The organism is Mesorhizobium sp. M0296, from assembly GCF_040321675.1.
Taxonomy (GTDB): domain Bacteria; phylum Pseudomonadota; class Alphaproteobacteria; order Rhizobiales; family Rhizobiaceae; genus Mesorhizobium.
The window spans coordinates 75,246-96,357 of sequence record NZ_JAMYRZ010000006.1; the positions used below are offsets into that span (position 1 = coordinate 75,246).

A 21,112-nucleotide genomic window follows, 5' to 3' on the forward strand; every position below is an offset into this window, starting at 1 on the left:
CAGCCATGACGCTCACCGTCCTCAACGTCGCCTATCCCCTCGCCCCGGTCGGGCCGGATGCGGTCGGTGGTGCCGAGCAGGTGCTGTCGATGCTCGACCAGGCGCTCGTACAGGCCGGACACCGCTCGATCGTGATCGGCTGCCAGGGCTCGAGCGCTGCGGGTGTCCTCATCGAGACGCCGGCCGAATCGGGCGTGCTCGATGAAGCGGCGAAGCGTCGGGCGCAGCGTGCTCATCGCGCTGCGATCGCCAACGCGCGGGCTCGCTGGCCAATCGACGTGGTCCATTTGCACGGTATCGATTTCGATGCCTATCTGCCGGGCGACGGGCCGACATTGGTGACCCTGCATTTGCCGCTCGACTGGTATCCGGCCGACGCTCTCAATCCGGCGCGGGAGGATCTGTGGCTGCATGCCGTATCGGCGGCTCAGCAAAGAACCGCGCCGCCGGGAGCCAGGCTGATCGGGCCGATCCCCAACGGGGTGGACATAGACGCTTTGAGTGAACGGCGGGCCAAACGCGACTTTGCGCTCGTGCTCAGCCGCGTCTGCCCGGAAAAGGGCATCCATCTGGCGCTGGACGCAGCCAAGAAGGCCAGCGTGCCGCTGGTCATCGGTGGCAAGGTCTACCCCTATGAAACGCACACAGCGTATTTTCGCGACGAGGTCGAACCCAGGCTGGACGACCGGCGCCGCTTCCTTGGTCCGCTCGGCTTTGTCGCCAAGCGGCGCCTGCTGAACACGGCCCGCTGCCTAGTCATCCCGAGCCTTGCCGCGGAAACCAGTTCGCTCGTCGCCATGGAGGCGCTCGCCTGCGGCACCCCCGTGGTGGCCTTCCCGAATGGCGCACTGCCGGATGTGGTCGAGCACGGCAAGACCGGGTATCTGGTCGGGGATGTCGACGAGATGGCCGAAGCCATCGCTGCCGCACCCAGCCTGGACCCCGAGACCTGCCGGGCCGAGGCGCGGCGGCGCTTTTCACTCGACCGCATGGTTTCCTCCTACATGGACGCCTATCGGGCGCTGGCACGGCTCGGCACAGACAGCGGGCAGCTCGCGACGGCAAAGTGAGCGCGACATGCTCCGCAGTGAGATCATCGACGATCCGGCGGACCTCGAAGCCCTCGAGCCGCACTGGTGGGAACTCTGGTCGCGCAGTCCCTCGGCGACGCCGTTCCAGTCTCCCGCATGGTTGCTGCCATGGTGGCGGACATTTGCTCCCGGCGAGCTAGCGACGGTCGCCATCTGGCGTGGCGACGATCTGGTCGGCCTGGCGCCACTCTATCTGGAACGCCACGACGCCGGCGCGCGATTGCTTCCGCTCGGCATTTCGTTGAGCGACTATCTGGATGTCCTTTGTCTTCCCGAGATCGCCGAACCGGTCGGCGCAGTCATCGGTGGCGCCGTTCTTTCCGTCGGCTGGTCACAGTGGATCTTGCAGGACCTGCCTCCCGGCGGCGCCGGCCTTGCCATCAGGCATGCCGCGCTCGAATCGTGCCAAGCCGTCGGTCACGCCGCTTGCCCGGTGCTCGCCCTCGCCGGCGACCAGACGCTTCAAGGCTGCGTTCCGGCGCGGCGGAGGCGCCAATTGCGCCGCGCCCACAGGGCCGCGTCGAGACGCGGCAGTGTCTCCATCGAACCCGCTTTGTCCGATCCGCAGACATTCCTCGACCACCTGATCCGCCTTCACCGCGCGCGCTGGGCCGGACACGGCGACGGCGTTCTGTCCGATTCTCGCGTGGAAGCATTCCACCGTCAGGCGCTGCCGCAGCTGGTCGCACAGGTGCTTGCCCGATGCTGGCTTATCACGATCGGTAACGCGATCGTGGGCGCCTATTACGGGTTCCATCATCGGGGCCGCGCTTGCGCTTACCTCGGTGGCTTCGATCCGGCCTATGCCGAGGAAAGTCCCGGCGCGCTGCTCATCGGCCAAGCGATAAGGCAGGCGATCTGCGAAGGCGCGGAAGAGTTCGATTTTCTGCGCGGACAAGAGGCCTACAAGTACAGCTGGGGCGCCGTAGACCGGTGGACGATGCGCAAGATCTGGACGCGGAGCAAAGGGCGATGAGCGCGACCCAGCCAGGATCTCGGCGGTCGACATCAGCAAGGCGGGTGCTGGAGGATTGCATGGCAGACGGTGCCGGCGTCGAAGCCGTCATCGCCAGGCTGGCTCTCCGTTTCGAGACAGGAATCGATGCCGCAGAATTGGCGAAGATTGCGCAAAACACGCACTCGGCTGACCCGCGAAACACGGCAAAACTGCAACGGATTGCGGACCTGCTGCGGCGCAGGCCCGAGATCTTCGCCACGCTGCGCAAAACGGGTGCTGCCGTTCGGCACGAGCGTGGCGAGGACGAGACCGACGATGCGGTCGTCAAGCGGCTGGCGGCCGGGTTTGACGCGGCGGCGGCGATCTCCCCGGCGGCCAGCGTCCAGCTGTCATCGCTGGGCGATGAGGAAAAGCTCTCGGCCGTTACGGCTGAGATCGTTGCATGGCTGGAGAGGCGAGGCTTTACCGGCACTGACCGCGACATACTGGATATCGGCTGTGGTATCGGTCGGTTCGAACAGGCGCTCTCCGCTCTGTCGCACCGGATCGTCGGCAGCGATATATCCCCAGCGATGATCTCGATCGCCCGCCGGCGATGCGCCGGGCTCGGCAATGTAGAATTCCGCCCTACGCGCGGTTTCGATCTTGCCGATTTTTGCGATGCCAGCTTCGACCGCGTGCTGGCCGTCGACAGCTTTCCCTATCTGGTGCTGGCCGGCCTTGCGGAGCGACATTTCCTGGAAATCGCGCGCGTGCTGAAGAGGCCGGGCATGGCCGTGCTTTTGAATTATTCATATCGCGGATCGCCGGCGCTGGATCGCGCCGATGTCCATAACTTCGCCAACGCAAATGGCATGCAAGTCCTCGTCGACGGCGAAAAGCCTTTCCGGCACTGGGACGGCGATGCCTTCCTGCTTACGATTTCCAGCGGAACATTGCGGCCCAACGCTGGTTCGGATGCCGAACGGGAAAAGCCGCTATTCGACAGTATGAAGGAGAACAAGATGGCGTCCGGCAGCAAGAAGCACATCGGTCGCGGCAGTCACGGCAAAGGCGCTGGCGCTGGCGCGATGACCGATCTTCCCAAGGACAAGATCGGAGAGAACGCCGTTCTGTCCAACAGAGACAAGAAGCAGCACACCAAGGAGCGTGGGCTCGACGGCAATCGGGTCAAGTCCGAGCAGTACCAGGATCATTCAGCGGATCGGCGGCCTGAAGACTGATCGTTGCGGCAGCATGTGGCTTGCGGCCGGCGAGCAATTGAAACACCGCGAGAGCCCAACCGCTGACGAAGCTGTGCAAGGACCGAAGCCGGTCGCATGGACGCCCTGCAAATTCTTGCAAACTCGCACTGTTGCCACCAGAGTGAGGTGAAGGGACCAACATTTGCCAAGAGAACGCGATGTCTCGCTCAAGGGAAGATTCCGTCAGCACGCGTGCCGATCTGACGATAGACCGGGAAATCGCTTCCTTGCTTGCGGCCATCGAGCAGGAAAGGGTTCCTGACAGGCTGACCAAACTTGCGATCGAGTTGCAGCATGCGCTTGTCGAAAGGCGCTTGCGCGAGACCAGCAACTAACGTGACGTGTATTAGCGGCGCCTCTCGGCTTCGAAGTCCAGCTGTCCTTCGGACAGATAGCTGCGCCTTTCCATCAGGGTCTGTGAGGAACTTTCGCCAAGGTATTCCAGCACGCCGGCGCGTGCCCTGTTGAGCCGGCTCTTCACGGTTCCCACCGCGCAACCGCATATTTCGGCCGTTTCCTCATAGCTGATGCCCAGAACGCCTATCAACATCAGAACCTCGCGCTGGTGCTCAGGAAGACTCTGGATGGCCTGGTGGACCTCCTTGCCCTGTACGGACCATTCCTGCGTCGCTTCCGAGATCGGCCGCAGCGAAGCGCAGTCGAGCAGGCCGGGCGCTTCCCTCACCGCGGCCCTGACACGCGTGTAGTAGGTGTTGCGCATGATCGTGAAGAGCCATGACTTCATGCGCGTTCCAGCTTCGAACTTGTCAATGTTGGCCAAGCCCTTGGTCAGCGTCTCCTGGACCAGGTCGTCGGCATCATCGGGAGTGCGGCAGAAGGTGCGGGCGAAAGCCCTCAAAGCGGGTATGAGGTCGACGATGGAAACTTCTTCGGTTTCGCGAGTCGCCAAGGCGTAGGCTGTAGGTGGCAATGGTCCAGCTCCCGTCCAGAATGAGTTCGTGAGCGCAGACCAGTTAAATGCATTGGGCGAAAGATCGTTCCGGCTGGCGAAAATCACCCGGTCCAGGAACCGGAGCGGCTTGGCTGGGCAATCCCGGCCGACGGCGATATTTTTGACGGAACAACCGTCGGGATCGCGGAGTTGGAATCTAAGCCGTCCGAAAATCCGGGGCGCCGCCATTGGCGTGTCGAAACGCGATTTTCGCAGCGAGCCTGGGCCGCCACCTCAAGGACAGTCCGCCACCTCAAAACAGGAGGAACCCATGACAGGAAACAAGCACGCCAAAGGCAAAACGCCGGCCGATAGCGACCTTGCCAACGATCCCGGCATCGGCAGTTCCAAGGGCACGATCAAGGAGGGCGACCGGCTCGATCAGGGCGACAACACGTTCGAAGGCGATGTCGAGAACGACACCACGCCTCAAGGCGGTATCAATCCCCGGCAAAAGATGCGGACCAACAAATGACGCCAGCATCGGCCGGCGCACGATCGAACAAACCCGCTGCAACCCGTGCAGCAATCCCGCGTTAAAGAGCATGGGCCTCGCGTCCGCCCAGCGTTGATGCGACAGGCTCTTTCGCGGAGACACAGATGACAAAAAAATCGTTTGGCCGCCCCGTTCCAATTCTCGTCGGCCTTGGTTTCCCTCGCCATGTCGAAAATATCTGGCAGGCCTATGACGTCTTAAACGAATGGCCGAGCCGCGGTCCGGCGCACAAGGCGGCGTTCGACGCCTGTCGCGCCGGGCTGGCTGACGAGGTCGACGTCGAGACGGTGCGCGCGGCGTTCGATTCATTCGCCCGCAAGGCGGGCATTCTGGCCTACGATATCGCCGCCGAAATACCAGCAGGCACCAATCCCACTGCGGTTCGCGACGTCGGCTAAAATGCCCAGCAGGCCATGTGACCCGCTGAGGCTAATTTATATCAAGGGTGGTTAAATCGGGAGGACCGCCATGCTGGAGATAAAGTTCGATGCTCCGGTTTGCATCTACTTCGGCAAGCCGGGACGATCGCGAATGGTCAGCTCCGTTTTCGAGGCTTCTTACTGCCTCAAAAGCGAGAAATGGCCTGCCCGCAATGCCCCGTTGTCGCTGATGGCGGGAGATGCACTGGATGGCGCCCAGATCGGCCAGATTACGGCAGCGGAAGCCCGCGAAGCATTTATCGACGCGGCTTTGGAAGCGAAGATTCTTGTCGAAGGCGAGCCGCATGACACACATGCCCGGACAGCCTTCATGCCGGACGGCGGGTGAACCGGCAGGCTGCTTCCCCGCAGAGCCGTTTATCACGAATGGCTGGCTTCCTCGGCCTTTTTCTCCCGCTGCTGCCTGAGGACCTCGTCGGTTCCGACCAGCTTCTTCGATCCGCCGGGGATCGCGGTGGAAACAACAGCCGGCGGGTCGCTTGCGGGGAAAGAATCCTCCAGACCCGCCTGCAGCTGGTCTTCCAGCGTCTGCGGCTCTTCCGAGCGGCCAGGGGTCCTTCGGGTGTCTACATTCTCCAGCGGCTGTGTCATGTCCGGTGAAGACCTGACCTCTCGAATCCAGCCATAGAGCTGTTCGATGGCAAATTCCTTCATCGTGTCGAAATCGGCCTTTTCGTCACGCGATGCCTCGATTTGGTCAACCATGGTCTTCTCGAACCGTTCGAGGCTCTCGCTTCCACACGCTCGGCAGAGACGCACCAGCGCCTCGCGCAGTATGAGCGGCGCAAAGTGCGCTGTCGCCTCAAGCCTGAGCTGCTGCAAACGCTCCGGGGTAGCGGCTTGGAACTTCGACATGTTCGACCTCTCGCCTTGTGGAGCATGTCAACGAAAATTGTCGGCGGATGTTCCATCGGCGGCCGCTGCATCGCTCGATCCTCAGCGGTGCGCGCCACCACCGACTGCCATGCGGATTACCGAGACCGACGACGAAGCAGCTGTGCCGGATGACCGTCCCGGCCGCCCGCTATGTAGAACCCATGCGGCTACTTCGGCCCGGATTCGCCAGATGCCTTGGTGCCATCGTTGGACCTGCCGGCATTTCGCATCATCTTGAGTGCTTCGTCCCTGGTCAGGCCGCACCTGCGGGCAAAGAAATTGACCTCATAGGCCTGCTCGGCCGACAGGCCGTCTTTGGCATGCACTCTGCGCTTGTGTTTGCGTCCGCTCATCGAGGCTCGGTCCCGGATACGTTAGTCCTCCCGAACTCACATCGGATCAGCCGGTTCCCACTGCCGGACCAATCCGCTTTCCGCAGGTTCTCTCACGCGCTTTCTGGCCGGCCCACCCTGTCCTTGAGTTCGTTCAGGAATGCGAGCAGCGCGTCCTCAGGATCGTCGGCCGCTTCGGTCAGCATATCGATGCCCCAGCGGCCGAGGACAGCCTCCTGGACGATGCTCGGCTGCGACATGAAGATGAAGGATTTCGGGCGATTCTTGTCATAGCCGGAGCGGCGCCAGGTCTGCCAAAGCCGGTGCAGCAGCAGACGGATGTTCATGTCGGACATGCTGTAGCCGATGAACAGGATGGTGCGCCCGAGCGCGTCGGCCCGAAATTTCACGTCGAGCGGCGAATCGAAGGATAGCCGGTCGAAATAGTCGGTCTCCGCCAGGACCAAAGATTTGTCGTCGTCGAAATCGCCGTGGAATTTGATGATCTGCGTCACCTCGCCAGTGGCCTTTGGCAAATCCTTCGCATTGGCGACTTTGACAAAGGGCCGGCTATGGATCTCGAAGGCAACTTCGAGATTTCGGTCGTAGTTTGTCGTGTAGATGATCGGAAAATCGAGCGACACGATGAGCTTGTGGATCGCCGAGCCCTGCACTTTCTCCCGCGAGACGCTCCATTCACGATCCATCCAGCTGCGCAAAGGGCCGAGGCTCCCCTGCTTCAGCCGGTAGTATTCGGCAAGCGCCTGATAGCTGGCCTCCGGCGCACCGATCGTATCCTCGTCCAGACCGAGCTCTTTTTGCATGTGTTCGATGAGCTTTTGCCAGGACGGCAAGCCGACGCTCATCGACACCCCGGCTCCAACGAACAAGATCGCTCGCCGCTCTTTTACCGATTGAGCCAGTTGCTCGACTGCAGACAGCATTCGACACAACTACGAAAAGCGCCGCTCCGTTCCAGCCGAACCCGGACCACCGGGAATAGATTTACTTCCGACTTCAGTGCTAACATTCGGATCGGCTGTCCCGAGCGCCCGGCCGCCGACTTTGGCCAACCGAATCCGACATTTATTTCGTTGCATTTGGCACTTCTGCGCCGCTCACGCGTTGGAGAGTGTTCAACAAACACGGCGCAGCTGCAGCTAATGGAGCTCTGCGCCAACGTCGGCAAACTCGACAGCCAATGAGGCAAGCGCGACTGGTGGCGGCGAAAAATAGGGTGCCTGGCAAAAGGGGAAAGAGGCCACTGGCTGCGATGCTGGGATGGACGCTGCTGGCAGGCTTCGCGCTGACTACCGCGGCGGTTGCTCAGTCAACGTCAAGCTTTGCGATAAATCCGCCTGCCGCAGCTGCTCCGCCCGACGACGGCCAATGGGCGATGCCGGCAAAGAACTACGCCTCGACCCGCTACAGCGAACTTGCGGAGATCACCGAGGACAACGTCAAGAACCTGCAGGTGGCCTTCACCTTCTCGACCGGCGTCAACAAGGGCCAGGAGGCCGCGCCCCTGGTCGTCGGCAACACGATGTACATCGTGACGCCCTTCCCCAACATCCTCTATGCGCTTGACCTTACCAAGCCCGGCGCGCCGATGAAGTGGAAATTCGAGCCCAACCCCGAGCCCGCCGCGCAGGGAGTTGCCTGTTGCGACGTGGTCAACCGCGGTGCAGCCTTCTTCGAAGGGCGCATCTATTTCAACACGCTCGATGGCCATGCCATCGCCGTCGATGCGGCCACCGGCAAACCGGTCTGGAACACCCATATCGGCAACATCAATATCGGCGAGACCATCACCATGGCGCCGCTGGTGGTGAAGGGCAAAGTTCTGGTCGGCAATTCCGGCGGCGAAATGGGCGTACGCGGCTGGATCAAGGCGCTCGACGCCAGCGACGGGCACGTCGTCTGGACGGCCTACAATACCGGCCCGGACGCCGAGGTGCTGATCGGCCCCGATTTCAAGCCGCATTACGACATGGACAAGGGCAAGGATCTCGGCGTGACGTCGTGGCCGCCCGACGCCTGGAAGATCGGCGGCGGCAATGTGTGGGGCTGGATCTCCTATGACCCGGACCTAAACCTGATCTTCCATGGCACCGGAAATCCCGGTCCGTGGAATCCGGATCTGCGGCCCGGCGACAACAAATGGACCGCCGGAATCTTTGCCCGCGATCCCGACACCGGCGCAGCCAAATGGTTCTATCAATGGACCCCGCACGATTTGCACGACTACGACGGCATCAACGAACAGGTGCTGCTCGACATGACCTGGCAGGGCAAGCCCCGCAAGGTGCTGGTCCGACCGGAACGCAACGGCTACGTCTATCTGTTGGATCGCACCACAGGCGAGGTCCTGTCGGCAGTCCCCTTCGGGCCAGTCAATTCCAGCACGGGCGTCGACCTCAAGACCGGCCGGCTGATTGTAAATCCGGACAAGAAGACCGGCACCGGCAAGGTCGTGCGCGACATCTGCCCGACCGCATCGGGCCTCAAGGACTGGCAGCCTTCGGCATTCTCGCCCAAGACCGGTCTGCTCTACATCCCGCACAACAATCTCTGCATGGATGAAGAGGGCGTCGAGGTGAATTACATCGCCGGCACGCCCTATGTCGGCATGAACGTGCGCATGATCCCCGGGCCGGGCGGCAATCGCGGTGCTTTCACCGCCTGGGATGTCGCCGCCGCCAAGCCGGCGTGGAGCCTGAAGGAGAACTTTCCTGTGTGGAGCGGCGCCGTCGCCACCGCCGGCAACATCGTGTTCTATGGCACTATGGAAGGCTGGTTCAAGGCGGTCAGCGCCAGGACCGGCGAACTGCTGTGGCAGTTCAAAACGTCGTCCGGCATCATCGGCCAGCCGGTCACCTATCGCGGCCCGGACGGGCACCAATATGTCGCGATTCTTTCGGGCGTCGGCGGCTGGGCCGGCGCGATCGTATCCGGCGATCTCGATCCGCGCGACGCCACCGCCGCGCTCGGCTTCGTCAACGTCATGAAGGATCTGAAGGATGTAACCACGCCGGGAGGTACACTGTATGTGTTCCGGCTCCCTTGAGACGACCGGCCGAGTTGCGCGCGCACGGAGAAAATCTTCCCGGCGGGTTGGCGCCGCGGTCGGCGCACTGGCGCTCTCGCTCGTCGCCGCCGTTGCCGATGCGCGCGAATTGAGGATCTGCGCTGATCCCAACAACATGCCGTTCTCCAATGCCGCCAGGCAAGGCTTTGAAAACAAGATCGCCGAACTCGTCGCGACGGAGCTTGGCGCGACTGTTTCCTACACATGGTGGGCACAGCGCCGTGGCTTCGTCCGCAACACGCTGAAGGCCGGGCTATGCGATCTGGTGCCCGGCGCGCCCGCCAATCTTGAGATGCTGCGCACCACCGCGCCCTACTACCGGTCTTCCTATGTGTTCGTGACACGCAAGGATGCGCCGGAAATCACGTCCTTCAACGATCCTCGCCTGCGCGATCTGCACATCGGCGTCCAGCTGATCGGCGACGATGGCGCCAACTCGCCCCCCGTCCAGGCGCTTGGCCGTCGTGGCATCGTCGGCCATCTCATCGGTTTCCCCGTCTATGGGGACTATTCGGCGCCGAACCCGCCAGCGCGCATCATTGAGGCGGTCGCGAATGGCGACATCGATATGGCCGTCGTCTGGGGGCCGTTGGCCGGCTACTTTGCATCCAGGCAGAAGGTGGCGCTGCGGATCACGCCGGTTTCGCCGCGCGTGGACGGCCCGCAACTGCCGATGATCTTCGACATCTCGATGGGAGTGCGCCGTGGCGACGATACGCTGCGCAGCGAGGTGAACGCCGCCCTGACCAGACGCCGCGCCGAGATCGACGCGATCCTGGCGACCTACCAGGTGCCCCGCCTCGATCCTGTCGGAGCGCCTTGAAATGAAGCGAGGTCTTCTCTTGCTGGTGTTCGCAATCCTCGCGGTTGCCGCTTGCCAGCGTGAGGAACGCGACACGCGTCCACAATCGGCGCTCGGCTCGGGCGATCAACCGGCAGCCGTGACTGCCCTCGAGCCGGGCGGCCAACGGCCGACCTCGTCCGACAGCAAGGCCGGCGTGTTCGAGGCCAACGCCTTCCACCTCAGCGAGGGCAAGCGTCTGTTCAACTGGTTCAACTGTTCCGGCTGCCATGCCAATGGCGGCGGCGGCATGGGCCCGGCGCTCATGGACCAGAAGTGGCTCTATGGCAGCTCGATCGAAAGCATCCACGCCACGATCAGGGACGGCCGGCCAAACGGCATGCCGAGCTTCCGCGACACGATCCCGGATGACCAAATATGGGAGCTTGCTGCCTTCGTCCGGGCACTGAGCGGCAACGCACCGTCCTCCGCCGCGCCGGGCCGCGACGACGACATGATGCCCCATCCATCCGAGAATCGCCTGCCGGACGCCGCGACGCTGGGGAAGTCGCCGTGAGCCGCGGTGTCTGGACGGTGTGCGGGTGCACGGCCTGCATCCTGCTCCTTGCAGGGTGCAGCGGCTGGCAATCCGCGCTCGACCCAAAGGGGCCGGCCGCGGGCGAACTCGCATGGCTGATCTGGTTCTTCACCGCGCTGTGCACGGTGGTCTGGCTTCTGGTGATGGCCGTGCTGATCGTGCCATTGGCCCGGCGCCCGGCGCCGCTCGGCGACCCGCTTGTCCTCGACGCTGCCGCCGAGCGCAGCAAGATGCGAATTGTCGTCGCCGCACTCGCCGCTACCGCCCTGATCCTGGTCGGCCTGACGCTGCTGAGCTACTTCGCTAACCGGACGCTCGCCGCCATCGGCTCGGATGCGGCGCTGACGATCCGGGTGACCGGGCATCAATGGTGGTGGGAGGTGCGCTACGAAAACGATCAGCCGAACCGCATCCTGACGACCGCCAATGAAATCCACATCCCGGCGGGCGAGCCGGTGCGGCTTGTGGTGACCTCGACCGACGTTATCCATTCCTTCTGGGTGCCGAACCTCTCGGGCAAGCTGGACCTTATCCCCGGCCACGAGAACGTTCTCGATCTGAAGGCGGACAAGCCCGGCGTCTATCGCGGGCAATGCGCCGAGTTCTGCGGCGCGCAGCATGCCAATATGAGCACCTTCATCATCGCCGAACCTCGGCCCGTCTTCGATGCCTGGCTGAACGATCAGCTGCGGCCGGCGGCCGCTCCCGTGTCGGCCGAGGCCAAAACCGGCCACGACCTGTTCCTCAAACGGCCATGCGTGATGTGCCACAAGATCGGCGGCACCATCGCCGGCGGCACGGTCGCCCCAAACCTCACCCATATCTCAAGCAGGCAAACGCTCGCTGCCGGCACGCTGACAATGAGCCGCGGCAATCTCGCAGCCTGGATAGCCAATCCGCAGGGGATCAAGCCAGGCGCCCACATGCCCGTGGTGCGACTGGACGGGGACGAACTGAATGCGATCGTCGCCTATCTCGAGGGCCTGAAATGAGCAGCGCCGACGTGGCCCGTGAGCGTCGGCTCGCCGGCGAGCGAGCAGCGGCCGGCAAAGGAGACCTGGCCCCCGAGCGCGACGGTCCTCGCGATACCAGCCTCGACGACTCCAGCCTTGACCGCTGGCTGGCGCGGACATGGCAGACGGCGCCGGGCATCATCGGTGCGCTCTCGAGCGTCGACCACAAGATTGTCGCGCGGCGCTACCTGATCACCGCTTTCGCCTTCCTGTGCCTCGGTGGCCTCAGCGCCGTTGCCATGCGCATCCAACTGTCGGGGCCGGAGCGCGGGCTGATCGGGCCCGACCGCTACAACCAGCTGTTCACCATGCATGGCGTGACCATGATGTTCCTGTTTGCGGTGCCGATCGTCCAGGCGACCGGCATCTACCTCGTGCCGCTGATGGTCGGCACCCGCAACATCGCCTTTCCGCGCCTCAATGCATTCAGCTTCTGGATTTATCTCTCCGGTGGCCTCTTCGCCTGGGTGTCGTTTGCACTCGACATGGCGCCCGACGTCGGCTGGTTCTCCTACGTGCCGCTGTCCGGCCCTGAATTCGGGCCGGGCAAGCGTTCCGACGTGTGGGCGCAGATGATCACCTATACCGAAGTGTCATCGTTGGCGGTCGCGGTTGCCACCATCGTCACCGTGCTGAAGCAGCGTGCGCCGGGCATGTCGCTGGACAAGATTCCGCTCTATGTCTGGGCGATGCTGGTCACCTCCTTCGTCATCGTGTTCGCCATGCCGGCGGTCATGATCACGTCGACGTTCCTGATCCTCGACCGGCTGGTCGGCACCCATATCTTCAATCCCGCCGAGGGCGGCGACGTATTGCTGTTCCAGCACCTGTTCTGGTTCTTCGGCCACCCCGAAGTCTACATCATATTCCTGCCGGCTACCGGCATGGTGTCCTCGATCATCGCCGCTTTCGCCCGGCGTCCGGTATTCGGCTATCTGGGCATGGTACTCGCCTTGATCGCAGTCGGCTTTCTGTCGTTCGGCCTGTGGGTTCACCACATGTTCGCAACCGGTCTGCCCAAGCTCGGCGCGAGCTTCTTCACGGCCTCGAGCATGCTGATCGCCATTCCGAACGGGTTGCAGATCTTCTGCTGGCTGGCGACATTGTGGGACGGACGCCCGATAATCAGAACGCCGCTGCTGTTCGTGTTCGGCTTCTTCTTCACGTTCGTCGCGGGCGGCCTGACTGGGGTGATGCTGGCGTCGGTGCCATTGGACCTGCAAGTGCACGACACCTATTTCGTGGTCGCGCATTTCCATTACGTGCTGATCGGCGGGTCGGTGTTCCCGCTGCTCGGCGCGACCTATTTCTGGTTCCCCAAGATCACCGGCCGGATGATGAGCGAACGTCTCGGACGCTGGCACTTCTGGCTTGCCTTCCTGGGCTTCAATGCGGCGTTCTTTCCGATGCACATTGTCGGCCTGTGGGGCATGCCGCGGCGGGTCTACACCTATCCGGTGGAACTCGGCTGGGGCAACATCAACCTGTTCATCACAGCCGGCGCGATCATCCTGTTCCTAAGCTTCGTTCTGTTCACTATAAACCTGGTGTACAGCGCCTCGAGGGGCGCCCCGGCCGGGGACAATCCCTGGAATGCCGGCACGCTGGAATGGGCGACGAGCTCTCCACCGCCGAGCTATAATTTCGCTCGGATCCCGGTGGTTACCCACGCCGAGCCGCTCTGGGCCGAACGTGACACGCTGCCTGTCGCGACCGGGCTTCGCGTCGACGCGCGCGAACTTGTCATTTCGACCGTGGCAGAGGCGCATCCAGAGGTGCGCGAGAAGTCGGCGACGCCGTCGATCTGGCCATTGTTCGCCGCGCTCGCCGTCGGCGCCACCTTTCTCTATTCGATCTTCAGCCCGTGGGCGGTGGTCTGGGGAGCCGGGCCGATCGCCATCACTTTGATCGGTTGGTTCTGGCCGAAAGGCGATCCGGAGGATGAGGAATGAAACAGCGTCTTGTCGCCGATCTTTCCAAACTCCCGACCTTCGGGATCGGACCGCGCAGCCCGACCTGGTGGGGCACTCTCGCCTTCATGGCGCTGGAAGGCACCGGCTTTGCGCTCGCCGCAGGCACCTATCTTTACCTCGCCTATCTGTCGCCCAAATGGCCATTGGGCGTGCCGCCGCCCAACCATTGGCCGGGCACCATCGTCACGCTGTTGCTGCTCGCCAGCGTGGTGCCCAATCACATACTGAACCGCTACGCCGAAGCCTGTGCCATGGTGCCCGTGCGCATCGGCCTGATCGTCATGTCGCTGCTCGGTATCGCACCGCTTGTCGTGCGGTGGTTCGAATTTCCGGCCCTCAACATTTATTGGGATACCAATGCGTACGGCTCGATGTTGTGGGTCCTGCTCGGCCTTCACACAACGCACCTGATTACCGACGTCGGCGACACGCTGGTGCTGACGGTCCTGATGTTCACGCGCCATGGCTATAGCGGCCGGCGTTTCGGGGACGTTGGCGACAACGTCTTCTACTGGGATTTCGTGGTCGCGACCTGGATCCCGATCTATCTGTTGATCTACTGGATGCCGAGGCTTGACTGAGATGCGTGCGCTTCGCTTGGGCACATCATGGGGCGGGCTGTTGTCCGGACCTTTGGCCTGGGCGGTGTCGACGCAGCTGAATTACGCGGTCGTGGAGTGGCAGTGCGCCCACGGCATTCCCGTCATACCGGTCATTGCGCTGGTGCTGACAGTGCTGGCCTTGCTCGGCGGCGTGCTTTCGTGGCGGGCGCGACAGCAAGGTGGCGCCGCCTTTAAACCGGATCGTACGCGCGGCACCGAGCATTTCGTCGCCAATATCGGCATTCTCAGCGCGGTGCTGTTTGCGCTGGTAATCGTCATGCAAGGCGCGGCTTCGCTCATTGTTGACGGCTGCCTACGATGAGCTTCGACGCGCTCTTCTCGACCTCGATCTGCTACGGTGCCGGCGCCCCGCAGGCCGGCTGGACGCTGGCGTTGCCGATCACGCTGCCACTAACCATGATCGCACTGCTTTACGCGGCAGGCGCCTTTCGGCTGTGGCGGCGGAGTGCCCGCAGCCGCCCGTTGCGGTTGCGGCAAGCCTTGCTGTTTGCGACCGGCTGGGCCATTTTGGCGGCAGCACTGGTCAGTCCGCTCCATGCATTGGGTGAGCGCGTTTTCACCGCCCACATGATCGAGCACGAGCTGTTGATGGCGGTGGCGGCACCCCTGCTGGTCGCCTCCCGTCCGGCGGCGGCGATGATGTGGGCATTGCCGATCAAGCTGCGGCTGGCATTTGGCGCAGCCGGGCAGGCGAAGGTGCGTCGAGCCGTTTGGGCCGCCGTCAGCCGCCCTCTAGCCGCGACCTTCCTGCACGGCGTCGCGATATGGGCGTGGCACGTTCCGGCGCTGTTCGAGGCGGCGCTTGCACAGGGTGTCCTGCATTATGCGCAACATGCCAGCTTCTTCGGTACGGGGCTGCTGTTCTGGTGGGTGCTGCTGCCGCGTTCAGGCCGCGAACAAGCCTACGGCAGCGCAGTCATGCACCTCTTTTTCACCTCGCTGCACACCGGCCTGCTCGGGGTGCTGCTGCTGGTCTCGCCAAGGCTGTGGTACCCGGTAAACGCAGCCGGCGCGGAATTGTGGAGCCTTAGCCCGCTCGAGGACCAGCAGCTCGCCGGCTCGGTGATGTGGGTTCCGGCCGGCCTGATTTATGGCGGAGCCGCGTTGCTGCTGGCCGGTCTGTGGATTCGCTCAAGTGGACAGAGAAGATGGGAGGCGTCGCATGCGCTCCAGGCTGTCTAAGCTGGTCATTGGTGCCGGGACGGCAATTGCCGTGCTGGCCGCAGCTTGGGCGGCGCTGACGTTGTGGCCGGAGCGCCTCGTCAGGGTCGCGCATAAGACGGACAATGCCCCTGGCAGCATCGGCGTGCGCGCAACATCGCGCTTCACTCCGTCCGGACCCATCCTCGGCGCCGCGGCAATTGTCGTGCTTGTTGCAGCCCTGGCCGGGATCGCGTTGTACTTCGAGCAAAGCCGTCGAGTGGAGCAGAAGGCCGACAATGCAACCGGCGGTGTTGGCGCCCGCGCCATACCAATCATCATGGCCAATGGCTGTGCCGGATGCCACACGATCACTGGCGTGCCCGGCGCGCAGGGACTGGTCGGTCCACGCCTCGACGCCAGCTTGGCCACCCGGGTCTATATCGGCGGCGTATTGTCCAACAACCCGCGAAACATGGTTCGTTGGATACGCGCCGCAAGAGAGATCAATCCGCACACGGCAATGCCTTCGACCAGAATTTCCGAGCAGGAGGCGCGGGATATCGCGGCCTATCTCTATTCGCTGAAATGAAAGTCATCGCTGATCCCGGCAGCTGCACGCGGCCTGTCTTCACCAGTCGATCGCAGGCCGAGTGATCATCAGCCAGAAAATCCCGAGTACCGCAGCGAAGGCGGGGAAGCCGAAGGCGAACCACAGCCAGAAGAGCCGATGATAGCGCGGCGGCAACGGCGCGCCTGCAGTGGCGGCTTGCGATGCCAGCTTGCGCATCTGCATTTGCATCCAGACGACCGGGAGCCAGAACATTCCGGTGAAGATATAGAGCGCGATCGAAAGTACGATCCAGCCCTCCGACAGCGAGTAGCCTGCCTGCCAGGCGAGCGCGGCTCCGGTCAAAGGCTGCGCGACCACGGCCGTCGCGGTGAAAAGGAAGTCGGCGACGACGACGATACGCGCCACCGCCGCAACCGTCGCGGCATTGCCGGTCCTGTGGGCGAGCAGCATGAAGAAAGCGATACCGGCGCCGGTACCAAGCAGCACGGATGCGCCGATGACATGCAGAAATTTCAGCAGGAAATAGAGCATCAACGCTCCTCCAGCACTGCCAAGGCCACAAAGTGCAGCACCAGGATCGGCAACACCTTGAGGAACGGCCCAAGCGGGTCGTTCCACAGCTCGGGGCTCAGGAAGCTTCCGACGACCAGGTAGAAGAGCGAGAGCGCGATGCCGCCATAGAGGCCTTTTCGCGCCGCCGGCCGCCAGGCTATGAGCACGCCGACGGCGATGTCGGCAAGAGCGCCGGCGATCACGGCCGGTGCCGACAGGATGCCGGCCCCCGTGCCTTGCATCAGATCGACGCCGCTGCCGTAGCCGGTTGTCAGCGACACGATTCCCGTCATGATCCAGAAGAAGGGCAGGACGACGAAGATCGCCGGCTTGATGAAATACAGCCGGGCAAACCATTTTTCCTGCACCGTTGCCGGATTGAGCGCGAGGAAGCCCGCCAGGGTTTGCGGGCGTATGCCGGTCGCAGCGGTCCAGTCCGAGGGATCTCCAACCGCTCCTCGGCCGATCTCTCTGGCCGCGTTGGTGCGCATCGGTGGACGCCAGCCGAACATCGCGGCAAGGTCGCCGAGGCGGTAGAGAAGCCTTGCAACAGCCGCCGGCAAGACAAACCTGGCTGCAGGAGCCCAGCCGAGCCATCGGCGATAGCTGCCGACGACCTCGTCCATGCTCAGCTGTTCGGGACCGACAAGTTCCAACACGACGCGAGACGGACTGTCGGGATCGAGAAGGAAGACGACTGTTGAGACCACATCGTCGAGTAGTACCACCTGGAGCCGGCCGGTGGCGGGCATGGACGGCAGCACCGGCAGCGAGGCGAGACCCCTAAACAATGCGCTGGCCCCAAACACCGGCCGGCCGAGCACCACGGACGGGCGCAGGATCACCCAATCCAGATCAAGCGCCATAAGCGCTTGGTCGCCGGCCAGTTTCGTCGCCGAGAACGTCGAAGGCTGCGCCCGATCGACGCCGATTGCCGAGAAGTGGATCACCCGGGCAACCCCTGCCCGCGCACAGGCGAGGAAGAGTGCTGCCGCCGCCTCGCGATGGACTTCGCGCGTCTTTTCACGAGGGCTATCCTGCAGAACGCCGGCACAATTGACGACGGCGTCTATGCCCCTGAGATGCGGTAGCCAGTCTTCGGGCTGCAGCGCCACCGCCATGTCCAGCACCAGCAATTGATAATTGCCGGTCCGGTTTGCGCCGGGGCTGCGGACCAATCCGATCACCTCATGTCCTTCGGAAAGAAGGCGTGCCACGACCGAGGCACCGATCAGGCCGGTGGCGCCGGTAACCAGGACTTTCACTGGACCCCATTCTCCGACGGCGGGAAAGTATCGTTCATTCCGGTTTATCGCCCTCGATACTCCCCTTCATACCGGAAAGTTCTTCCGTCGCGCATAACAACCGCGGCCGCGCCGGATCGGAGATGTCGAGCTTGTCCCAAGGGATGCGGTACATGCTGTCGCGACTGCGCAGTCCAAAGACATTGAGGACCGCAATGCCGATGGCCGAAGCGGACAGACGCTCGAAGGCCGCGTAGATGCCGACATGGTACTCGCTAATCACAAGGTCGTCGCCATCCGGTTCGGCGCGTATCTCCTCGATATGACCGATGCTTTTGCCGCGCTGCGAAAGCACATTCCTGCCAGCCAATTGCTCGAGATTGATGGTGGCCATCATCCAGCTCCCGGGATGCGCCCAATGACATGATCGCGCAGCCAGTCCTGCCAGTCGAAGATCGCCGTTTCGCGGACGTCGATATCGAACTCGATGTCGACGCCGATGTCGCGCACCTTGTTCCAGGCGATGCGGTGCGGCTCGGCATGGCGCTTGCCGCCGAGCCTTGCCGCAAGCCGCGCCATCCAGCGCCCGGGTCGCTCGCCAAGCCGACGCGCCAGCGTGATCGAGCCGAGCTCGACCGCAACGATTTTGGGCGGCTTGCCTGGCCTGAGCTCGGCCACCAGACCGTCCACCTTGCCGATCTTGACCTGCTCGCGGTCGACCACTTGCTTGTCCAGAATGTCGCGTAGCAAATCCATCACGTGCCTCCGAATATCTGCAAAGGAATGGTCACGATCGCGAGCACGAAACCGAGCGCAATGATGAAGATGACCGCGGCATTCGCGATCATGCCATTGCGGTGCTCGCCGACATAACGCTCGTCATTCAGCAGGAAAAGGAACGGCACCACGGTCAGCGGCAGGCTGGCGGCCGTCAGCGCCATGGAAAAGATGGTTAGCTTCAGCGGATCGAGACCCAGTGCGATCGGAATGGCGGCGAGAAACAGCGAGACAGTGTAGACGGTGCTGAAGCCGGGATCGTCGCGCGGTTTCTGGTCCTCGCCCCACGTCCAGCCGAAACCCTGCGCCACGAGATAGGCTTGCTGCAGCCCGATTTCGAGCGCGGCACCGAAGCAGGCAATGCCGAGCGATGCGACGAACAGGATGAATCCCCAGAAACCGAAGATCTGGATCAGCATCAGCGGCAATTGATGGTAGTCGTCGACCTGCTCTATGCCGTGCGCCGCCAGCACGAGCGCCGCCACGATCAGCACACCGATCGCGATCGTGCCGCCAAAACTCATGCCAATGCCGGCAATCGCCCGATTGGCTCCGAGATAGCTCCTGTCCCACTGATCCTCGATCGCTCCCGACGAATAGAACATGAACAGGTAAGGCGATATCGACGCGCCAAGAATGCTGACCGCCATGAACCAGTATTTGGCCGCGTCGTGGTCCGGCAGAGTGGGCACGGCGCCGGCCGCGACCTGCCCCCAATCGGGTCTCAGCATGATAGCGCCAACCACGAAGCACAGCGTGACGAGACCGAGGATCGAGACGCCTTTTTCGATGAAGCCGAACGTGCCTTTCCAGAGGAACAGCCATGCCAGAAAAGCGACCGGCAGCGCCCACCAATGAAAGCCGATGCCGGTGGCGAGCTCGAGCGCAATGGCAACACCGCCGATTTCGGCTGCCATGACCAGGAAATTGACCAGCAAGGTCGCAAGCAACGGCCACAGAAAGGCGTTGAAGCCAAACCGTTCCCGGATCCCGTCGGCGATGGTGTGATGGCTAACTGCGGCGAAGCGTCCGGCCATTTCGACCAGGAAGATGATGCAGATCGTGCCCAGGACGACGGCCCATATCAGCTGAAACCTGAACGCCGCGCCGGCCTGAGCGGCGGTCGCCACTGATCCGACCTCAAGAAAGCCGCCAACGCTGGTGACGACGCCGAGCGATATTTCGAGCAGCTTCTTCATGATTTCGGCGCGAAATATTTCGCGTAGGACGTGCTCAGATCGGCGGCGGCGGCCCGCAGATCCTGCTGCGCGTGTTCCACTTCCGAGCGGTTGCCGTTCTGCACGGCCGTCGCCGCGCGAATTACCGCTGCCGAAAGCCGTCCAACCGCCATCGTCAGACCGGCTTGCCCGCTGGGCTCAGGCGACTTGGCGGACTGGATTTGCGCACCGGCATCGGCGAGCGCCTTGCCGACCGATTGCAAAGTGCGCGACGTGTATTCCGACGGGGCTCCCCCAGCGATCCAGCTCTCCAGGACCAGCGATGCGGTCTGTGTGGCGGAAGCCGCGGTTTTCGACTGCTGCTCGACCTGGTCGGAAGGCGAGCATGCCGTCAATACAAATATTATCAGCAGCAAGCACGGGCGGTCTGGTCGAAGACCGACGGCTGTAACGGCATTTACAATACGTGCTTGTAGCGTTGCTGCCACACGATTGTTCTCCCCGCACCAAGCGACTTCGGCGCGAAGGTTGATCTAGAGCGCTGGGTGATCAGGTCAACTGAACCGCGATGAACGGCGCTGGCACCGCGGAACAAACCAGCGATCGCCGGATTAGGGGATGAGGAGGCAAAGGCCATGGACAGGGAAGAGCGTATCAGGCAGCGAGCCCATGAGATCTGGGAGCGCGAAGGCCGTCCGCAAGGACGCGAGCGCGAGCACTGGGATCAGGCCGTGCAGGAGATCGAAGCTGAGGGTTCCGAGGCCGAACGCGGCCCGGTCGTGCCCGATCCAACGGTCGAGGCCGGCTCCGATCCGGAGGCACGCGGCAGCAAGCGGCGGCGAGGGACATGAGGCCGATGCCTCGTTTCGTCGCCTGGATCGTGGTCGTACTGGTCGTGCTGTTCGCCGCCTGGCTGATGATCGGGCGCGACAGAACCGGCGGCGGAGGTCAGCCCACGCCGCACGCAATTGATCAAAATGGATAGGAGCCGACATGACGGGAACCGATACTCATCCTGAACAAGACCCGGCGGAAGGATCGCGATCGATAGTGGAAAAGCAGCTCCGCAAGGAGCAAGGCGGCGAGGGTCAAGATCGCAAAGCCGAGCCAGCTTCCGACAAATCCGGCAGCAAGACCAAGACACCTTCGGAAGCGCCGAAGAAAGGCCCAGGCTTGGATTGA

The 21,112-nt window shown here is 63.0% G+C and carries 29 protein-coding genes and 1 pseudogene; 19 read left to right on the top strand and 11 right to left on the bottom strand.

The features are described from left to right. The first annotated feature begins 5 nt into the window (after positions 1-5). The 4 genes and pseudogenes from NKI97_RS08460 (at position 6) to NKI97_RS08475 (ending at position 3,272) form a co-directional block, all read left to right on the top strand. Complete coding sequence (locus tag NKI97_RS08460; RefSeq protein WP_352833538.1) at positions 6-1,070, top strand: glycosyltransferase family 4 protein; 1,065 nt, start codon at positions 6-8, stop codon at positions 1,068-1,070. A gap of 7 nt (positions 1,071-1,077) precedes the next feature. Continuing rightward, the gene (locus NKI97_RS08465; RefSeq protein WP_031211613.1) at positions 1,078-2,067 is read left to right on the top strand and encodes a GNAT family N-acetyltransferase; all 990 of its coding nucleotides are present in this window, start codon (positions 1,078-1,080) and stop codon (positions 2,065-2,067) included. 59 nt (positions 2,068-2,126) lie between these two features. Continuing rightward, positions 2,127-2,831 (top strand): annotated as a pseudogene (locus tag NKI97_RS08470) (class I SAM-dependent methyltransferase); the annotation flags it as partial. 222 nt (positions 2,832-3,053) lie between these two features. Beyond that, on the top strand, positions 3,054-3,272 hold the full coding sequence (locus NKI97_RS08475) for a hypothetical protein (RefSeq protein ID WP_023676213.1): 219 nt from the start codon (positions 3,054-3,056) through the stop codon (positions 3,270-3,272). Between the two features lie 188 nt (positions 3,273-3,460). Here NKI97_RS08475 and NKI97_RS08480 read toward each other — a convergent pair whose 3' ends face one another. Both NKI97_RS08480 and NKI97_RS08485 read right to left on the bottom strand, forming a co-directional pair. Then, complete coding sequence (locus tag NKI97_RS08480) at positions 3,461-3,589, bottom strand: hypothetical protein (protein ID WP_352451525.1); 129 nt, start codon at positions 3,587-3,589, stop codon at positions 3,461-3,463. A gap of 50 nt (positions 3,590-3,639) precedes the next feature. After that, positions 3,640-4,203 (bottom strand): sigma-70 family RNA polymerase sigma factor, encoded by a 564-nt coding sequence (locus tag NKI97_RS08485; protein ID WP_023676143.1) that lies wholly within the window; start codon positions 4,201-4,203, stop codon positions 3,640-3,642. Between the two features lie 313 nt (positions 4,204-4,516). On the opposite strand from NKI97_RS08485, the gene NKI97_RS08490 reads away from it, so the two are divergent. The 3 genes from NKI97_RS08490 to NKI97_RS08500 all read left to right on the top strand — a co-directional run bounded on the left by NKI97_RS08490 (position 4,517) and on the right by NKI97_RS08500 (position 5,509). Beyond that, positions 4,517-4,720: a hypothetical protein gene (locus tag NKI97_RS08490; RefSeq protein ID WP_023676144.1), complete on the top strand. Its 204-nt coding sequence runs from the start codon at positions 4,517-4,519 to the stop codon at positions 4,718-4,720. A 125-nt stretch (positions 4,721-4,845) separates the two neighbouring features. Beyond that, the gene (locus NKI97_RS08495) at positions 4,846-5,139 is read left to right on the top strand and encodes a DUF982 domain-containing protein (protein WP_352833541.1); all 294 of its coding nucleotides are present in this window, start codon (positions 4,846-4,848) and stop codon (positions 5,137-5,139) included. 70 nt (positions 5,140-5,209) lie between these two features. Continuing rightward, on the top strand, positions 5,210-5,509 hold the full coding sequence (locus NKI97_RS08500) for a DUF982 domain-containing protein (protein WP_023676146.1): 300 nt from the start codon (positions 5,210-5,212) through the stop codon (positions 5,507-5,509). Between the two features lie 32 nt (positions 5,510-5,541). Here NKI97_RS08500 and NKI97_RS08505 read toward each other — a convergent pair whose 3' ends face one another. The 3 genes from NKI97_RS08505 to NKI97_RS08515 all read right to left on the bottom strand — a co-directional run bounded on the left by NKI97_RS08505 (position 5,542) and on the right by NKI97_RS08515 (position 7,333). Continuing rightward, positions 5,542-6,036, bottom strand: a complete 495-nt coding sequence (locus NKI97_RS08505) for a hypothetical protein (protein ID WP_023676147.1) — start codon at positions 6,034-6,036, stop codon at positions 5,542-5,544. A 188-nt stretch (positions 6,037-6,224) separates the two neighbouring features. Then, positions 6,225-6,410 carry a hypothetical protein gene (locus NKI97_RS08510; RefSeq protein WP_352451523.1) on the bottom strand — a complete coding sequence of 62 codons (186 nt, stop codon included), beginning with the start codon at positions 6,408-6,410 and terminating at the stop codon, positions 6,225-6,227. A gap of 92 nt (positions 6,411-6,502) precedes the next feature. Beyond that, positions 6,503-7,333, bottom strand: coding sequence for an SIR2 family NAD-dependent protein deacylase (locus tag NKI97_RS08515; RefSeq protein WP_502894793.1), 831 nt, complete (start codon positions 7,331-7,333; stop codon positions 6,503-6,505). A 329-nt stretch (positions 7,334-7,662) separates the two neighbouring features. Here NKI97_RS08515 and NKI97_RS08520 point away from each other — a divergent pair, with 329 nt between their 5' ends. Genes NKI97_RS08520 through NKI97_RS08560 form a run of 9 tightly spaced genes read left to right on the top strand, consistent with a single transcriptional unit; the run spans position 7,663 to position 16,197 of the window. Beyond that, on the top strand, positions 7,663-9,456 hold the full coding sequence (locus tag NKI97_RS08520) for a methanol/ethanol family PQQ-dependent dehydrogenase (protein ID WP_352744053.1): 1,794 nt from the start codon (positions 7,663-7,665) through the stop codon (positions 9,454-9,456). Further along, a complete protein-coding gene (locus NKI97_RS08525; protein WP_352451521.1) occupies positions 9,437-10,300 on the top strand; it encodes a substrate-binding domain-containing protein in 864 nt (287 codons plus the stop codon). The genes NKI97_RS08520 and NKI97_RS08525 overlap by 20 nt, the downstream gene beginning before the upstream one ends. Before the next feature lies 1 nt (position 10,301). Further along, positions 10,302-10,835: a c-type cytochrome gene (locus NKI97_RS08530; protein ID WP_352833544.1), complete on the top strand. Its 534-nt coding sequence runs from the start codon at positions 10,302-10,304 to the stop codon at positions 10,833-10,835. Next, on the top strand, positions 10,832-11,848 hold the full coding sequence (gene coxB / locus NKI97_RS08535) for a cytochrome c oxidase subunit II (RefSeq protein ID WP_352833547.1): 1,017 nt from the start codon (positions 10,832-10,834) through the stop codon (positions 11,846-11,848). The genes NKI97_RS08530 and coxB overlap by 4 nt, the downstream gene beginning before the upstream one ends. After that, positions 11,845-13,821 (top strand): cytochrome c oxidase subunit I, encoded by a 1,977-nt coding sequence (ctaD, locus tag NKI97_RS08540; protein ID WP_352451518.1) that lies wholly within the window; start codon positions 11,845-11,847, stop codon positions 13,819-13,821. The genes coxB and ctaD overlap by 4 nt, the downstream gene beginning before the upstream one ends. Next, complete coding sequence (locus NKI97_RS08545) at positions 13,818-14,423, top strand: cytochrome c oxidase subunit 3 (protein ID WP_352451517.1); 606 nt, start codon at positions 13,818-13,820, stop codon at positions 14,421-14,423. The genes ctaD and NKI97_RS08545 overlap by 4 nt, the downstream gene beginning before the upstream one ends. 1 nt (position 14,424) lies before the next feature. Then, complete coding sequence (locus NKI97_RS08550) at positions 14,425-14,766, top strand: hypothetical protein (protein WP_352743974.1); 342 nt, start codon at positions 14,425-14,427, stop codon at positions 14,764-14,766. Then, positions 14,763-15,647, top strand: coding sequence for a cytochrome c oxidase assembly protein (locus NKI97_RS08555; protein ID WP_352833550.1), 885 nt, complete (start codon positions 14,763-14,765; stop codon positions 15,645-15,647). The genes NKI97_RS08550 and NKI97_RS08555 overlap by 4 nt, the downstream gene beginning before the upstream one ends. Next, a complete protein-coding gene (locus NKI97_RS08560) occupies positions 15,628-16,197 on the top strand; it encodes a c-type cytochrome (protein WP_023676158.1) in 570 nt (189 codons plus the stop codon). The genes NKI97_RS08555 and NKI97_RS08560 overlap by 20 nt, the downstream gene beginning before the upstream one ends. A 39-nt stretch (positions 16,198-16,236) precedes the next feature. Here NKI97_RS08560 and NKI97_RS08565 read toward each other — a convergent pair whose 3' ends face one another. From NKI97_RS08565 to NKI97_RS08590, 6 genes are read right to left on the bottom strand one after another with little or no spacing between them, the layout of a single operon-like run. After that, a complete protein-coding gene (locus NKI97_RS08565; RefSeq protein ID WP_352451514.1) occupies positions 16,237-16,710 on the bottom strand; it encodes a DUF2269 family protein in 474 nt (157 codons plus the stop codon). Beyond that, on the bottom strand, positions 16,710-17,996 hold the full coding sequence (locus NKI97_RS08570) for an SDR family oxidoreductase (protein ID WP_352743978.1): 1,287 nt from the start codon (positions 17,994-17,996) through the stop codon (positions 16,710-16,712). Before NKI97_RS08570 ends, NKI97_RS08565 begins: the two co-directional genes overlap by 1 nt. Positions 17,997-18,030: 34 nt before the next feature. Beyond that, positions 18,031-18,372, bottom strand: a complete 342-nt coding sequence (locus tag NKI97_RS08575) for a hypothetical protein (protein WP_352750024.1) — start codon at positions 18,370-18,372, stop codon at positions 18,031-18,033. Further along, on the bottom strand, positions 18,369-18,731 hold the full coding sequence (locus NKI97_RS08580; RefSeq protein WP_352451511.1) for a hypothetical protein: 363 nt from the start codon (positions 18,729-18,731) through the stop codon (positions 18,369-18,371). The genes NKI97_RS08575 and NKI97_RS08580 overlap by 4 nt, the downstream gene beginning before the upstream one ends. Further along, positions 18,731-19,951, bottom strand: coding sequence for an NRAMP family divalent metal transporter (locus tag NKI97_RS08585; protein WP_352833553.1), 1,221 nt, complete (start codon positions 19,949-19,951; stop codon positions 18,731-18,733). Before NKI97_RS08585 ends, NKI97_RS08580 begins: the two co-directional genes overlap by 1 nt. Further along, on the bottom strand, positions 19,948-20,325 hold the full coding sequence (locus NKI97_RS08590; RefSeq protein WP_352451509.1) for a hypothetical protein: 378 nt from the start codon (positions 20,323-20,325) through the stop codon (positions 19,948-19,950). Before NKI97_RS08590 ends, NKI97_RS08585 begins: the two co-directional genes overlap by 4 nt. A 240-nt stretch (positions 20,326-20,565) precedes the next feature. Between NKI97_RS08590 and NKI97_RS08595 the strand changes: the two genes are divergently transcribed. Genes NKI97_RS08595 through NKI97_RS08605 form a run of 3 tightly spaced genes read left to right on the top strand, consistent with a single transcriptional unit; the run spans position 20,566 to position 21,112 of the window. Beyond that, positions 20,566-20,781, top strand: a complete 216-nt coding sequence (locus tag NKI97_RS08595) for a DUF2934 domain-containing protein (RefSeq protein ID WP_023676165.1) — start codon at positions 20,566-20,568, stop codon at positions 20,779-20,781. A 5-nt stretch (positions 20,782-20,786) separates the two neighbouring features. Further along, on the top strand, positions 20,787-20,915 hold the full coding sequence (locus NKI97_RS08600) for a hypothetical protein (protein ID WP_280952094.1): 129 nt from the start codon (positions 20,787-20,789) through the stop codon (positions 20,913-20,915). 8 nt (positions 20,916-20,923) lie between these two features. After that, positions 20,924-21,112, top strand: coding sequence for a hypothetical protein (locus NKI97_RS08605; RefSeq protein WP_352451508.1), 189 nt, complete (start codon positions 20,924-20,926; stop codon positions 21,110-21,112).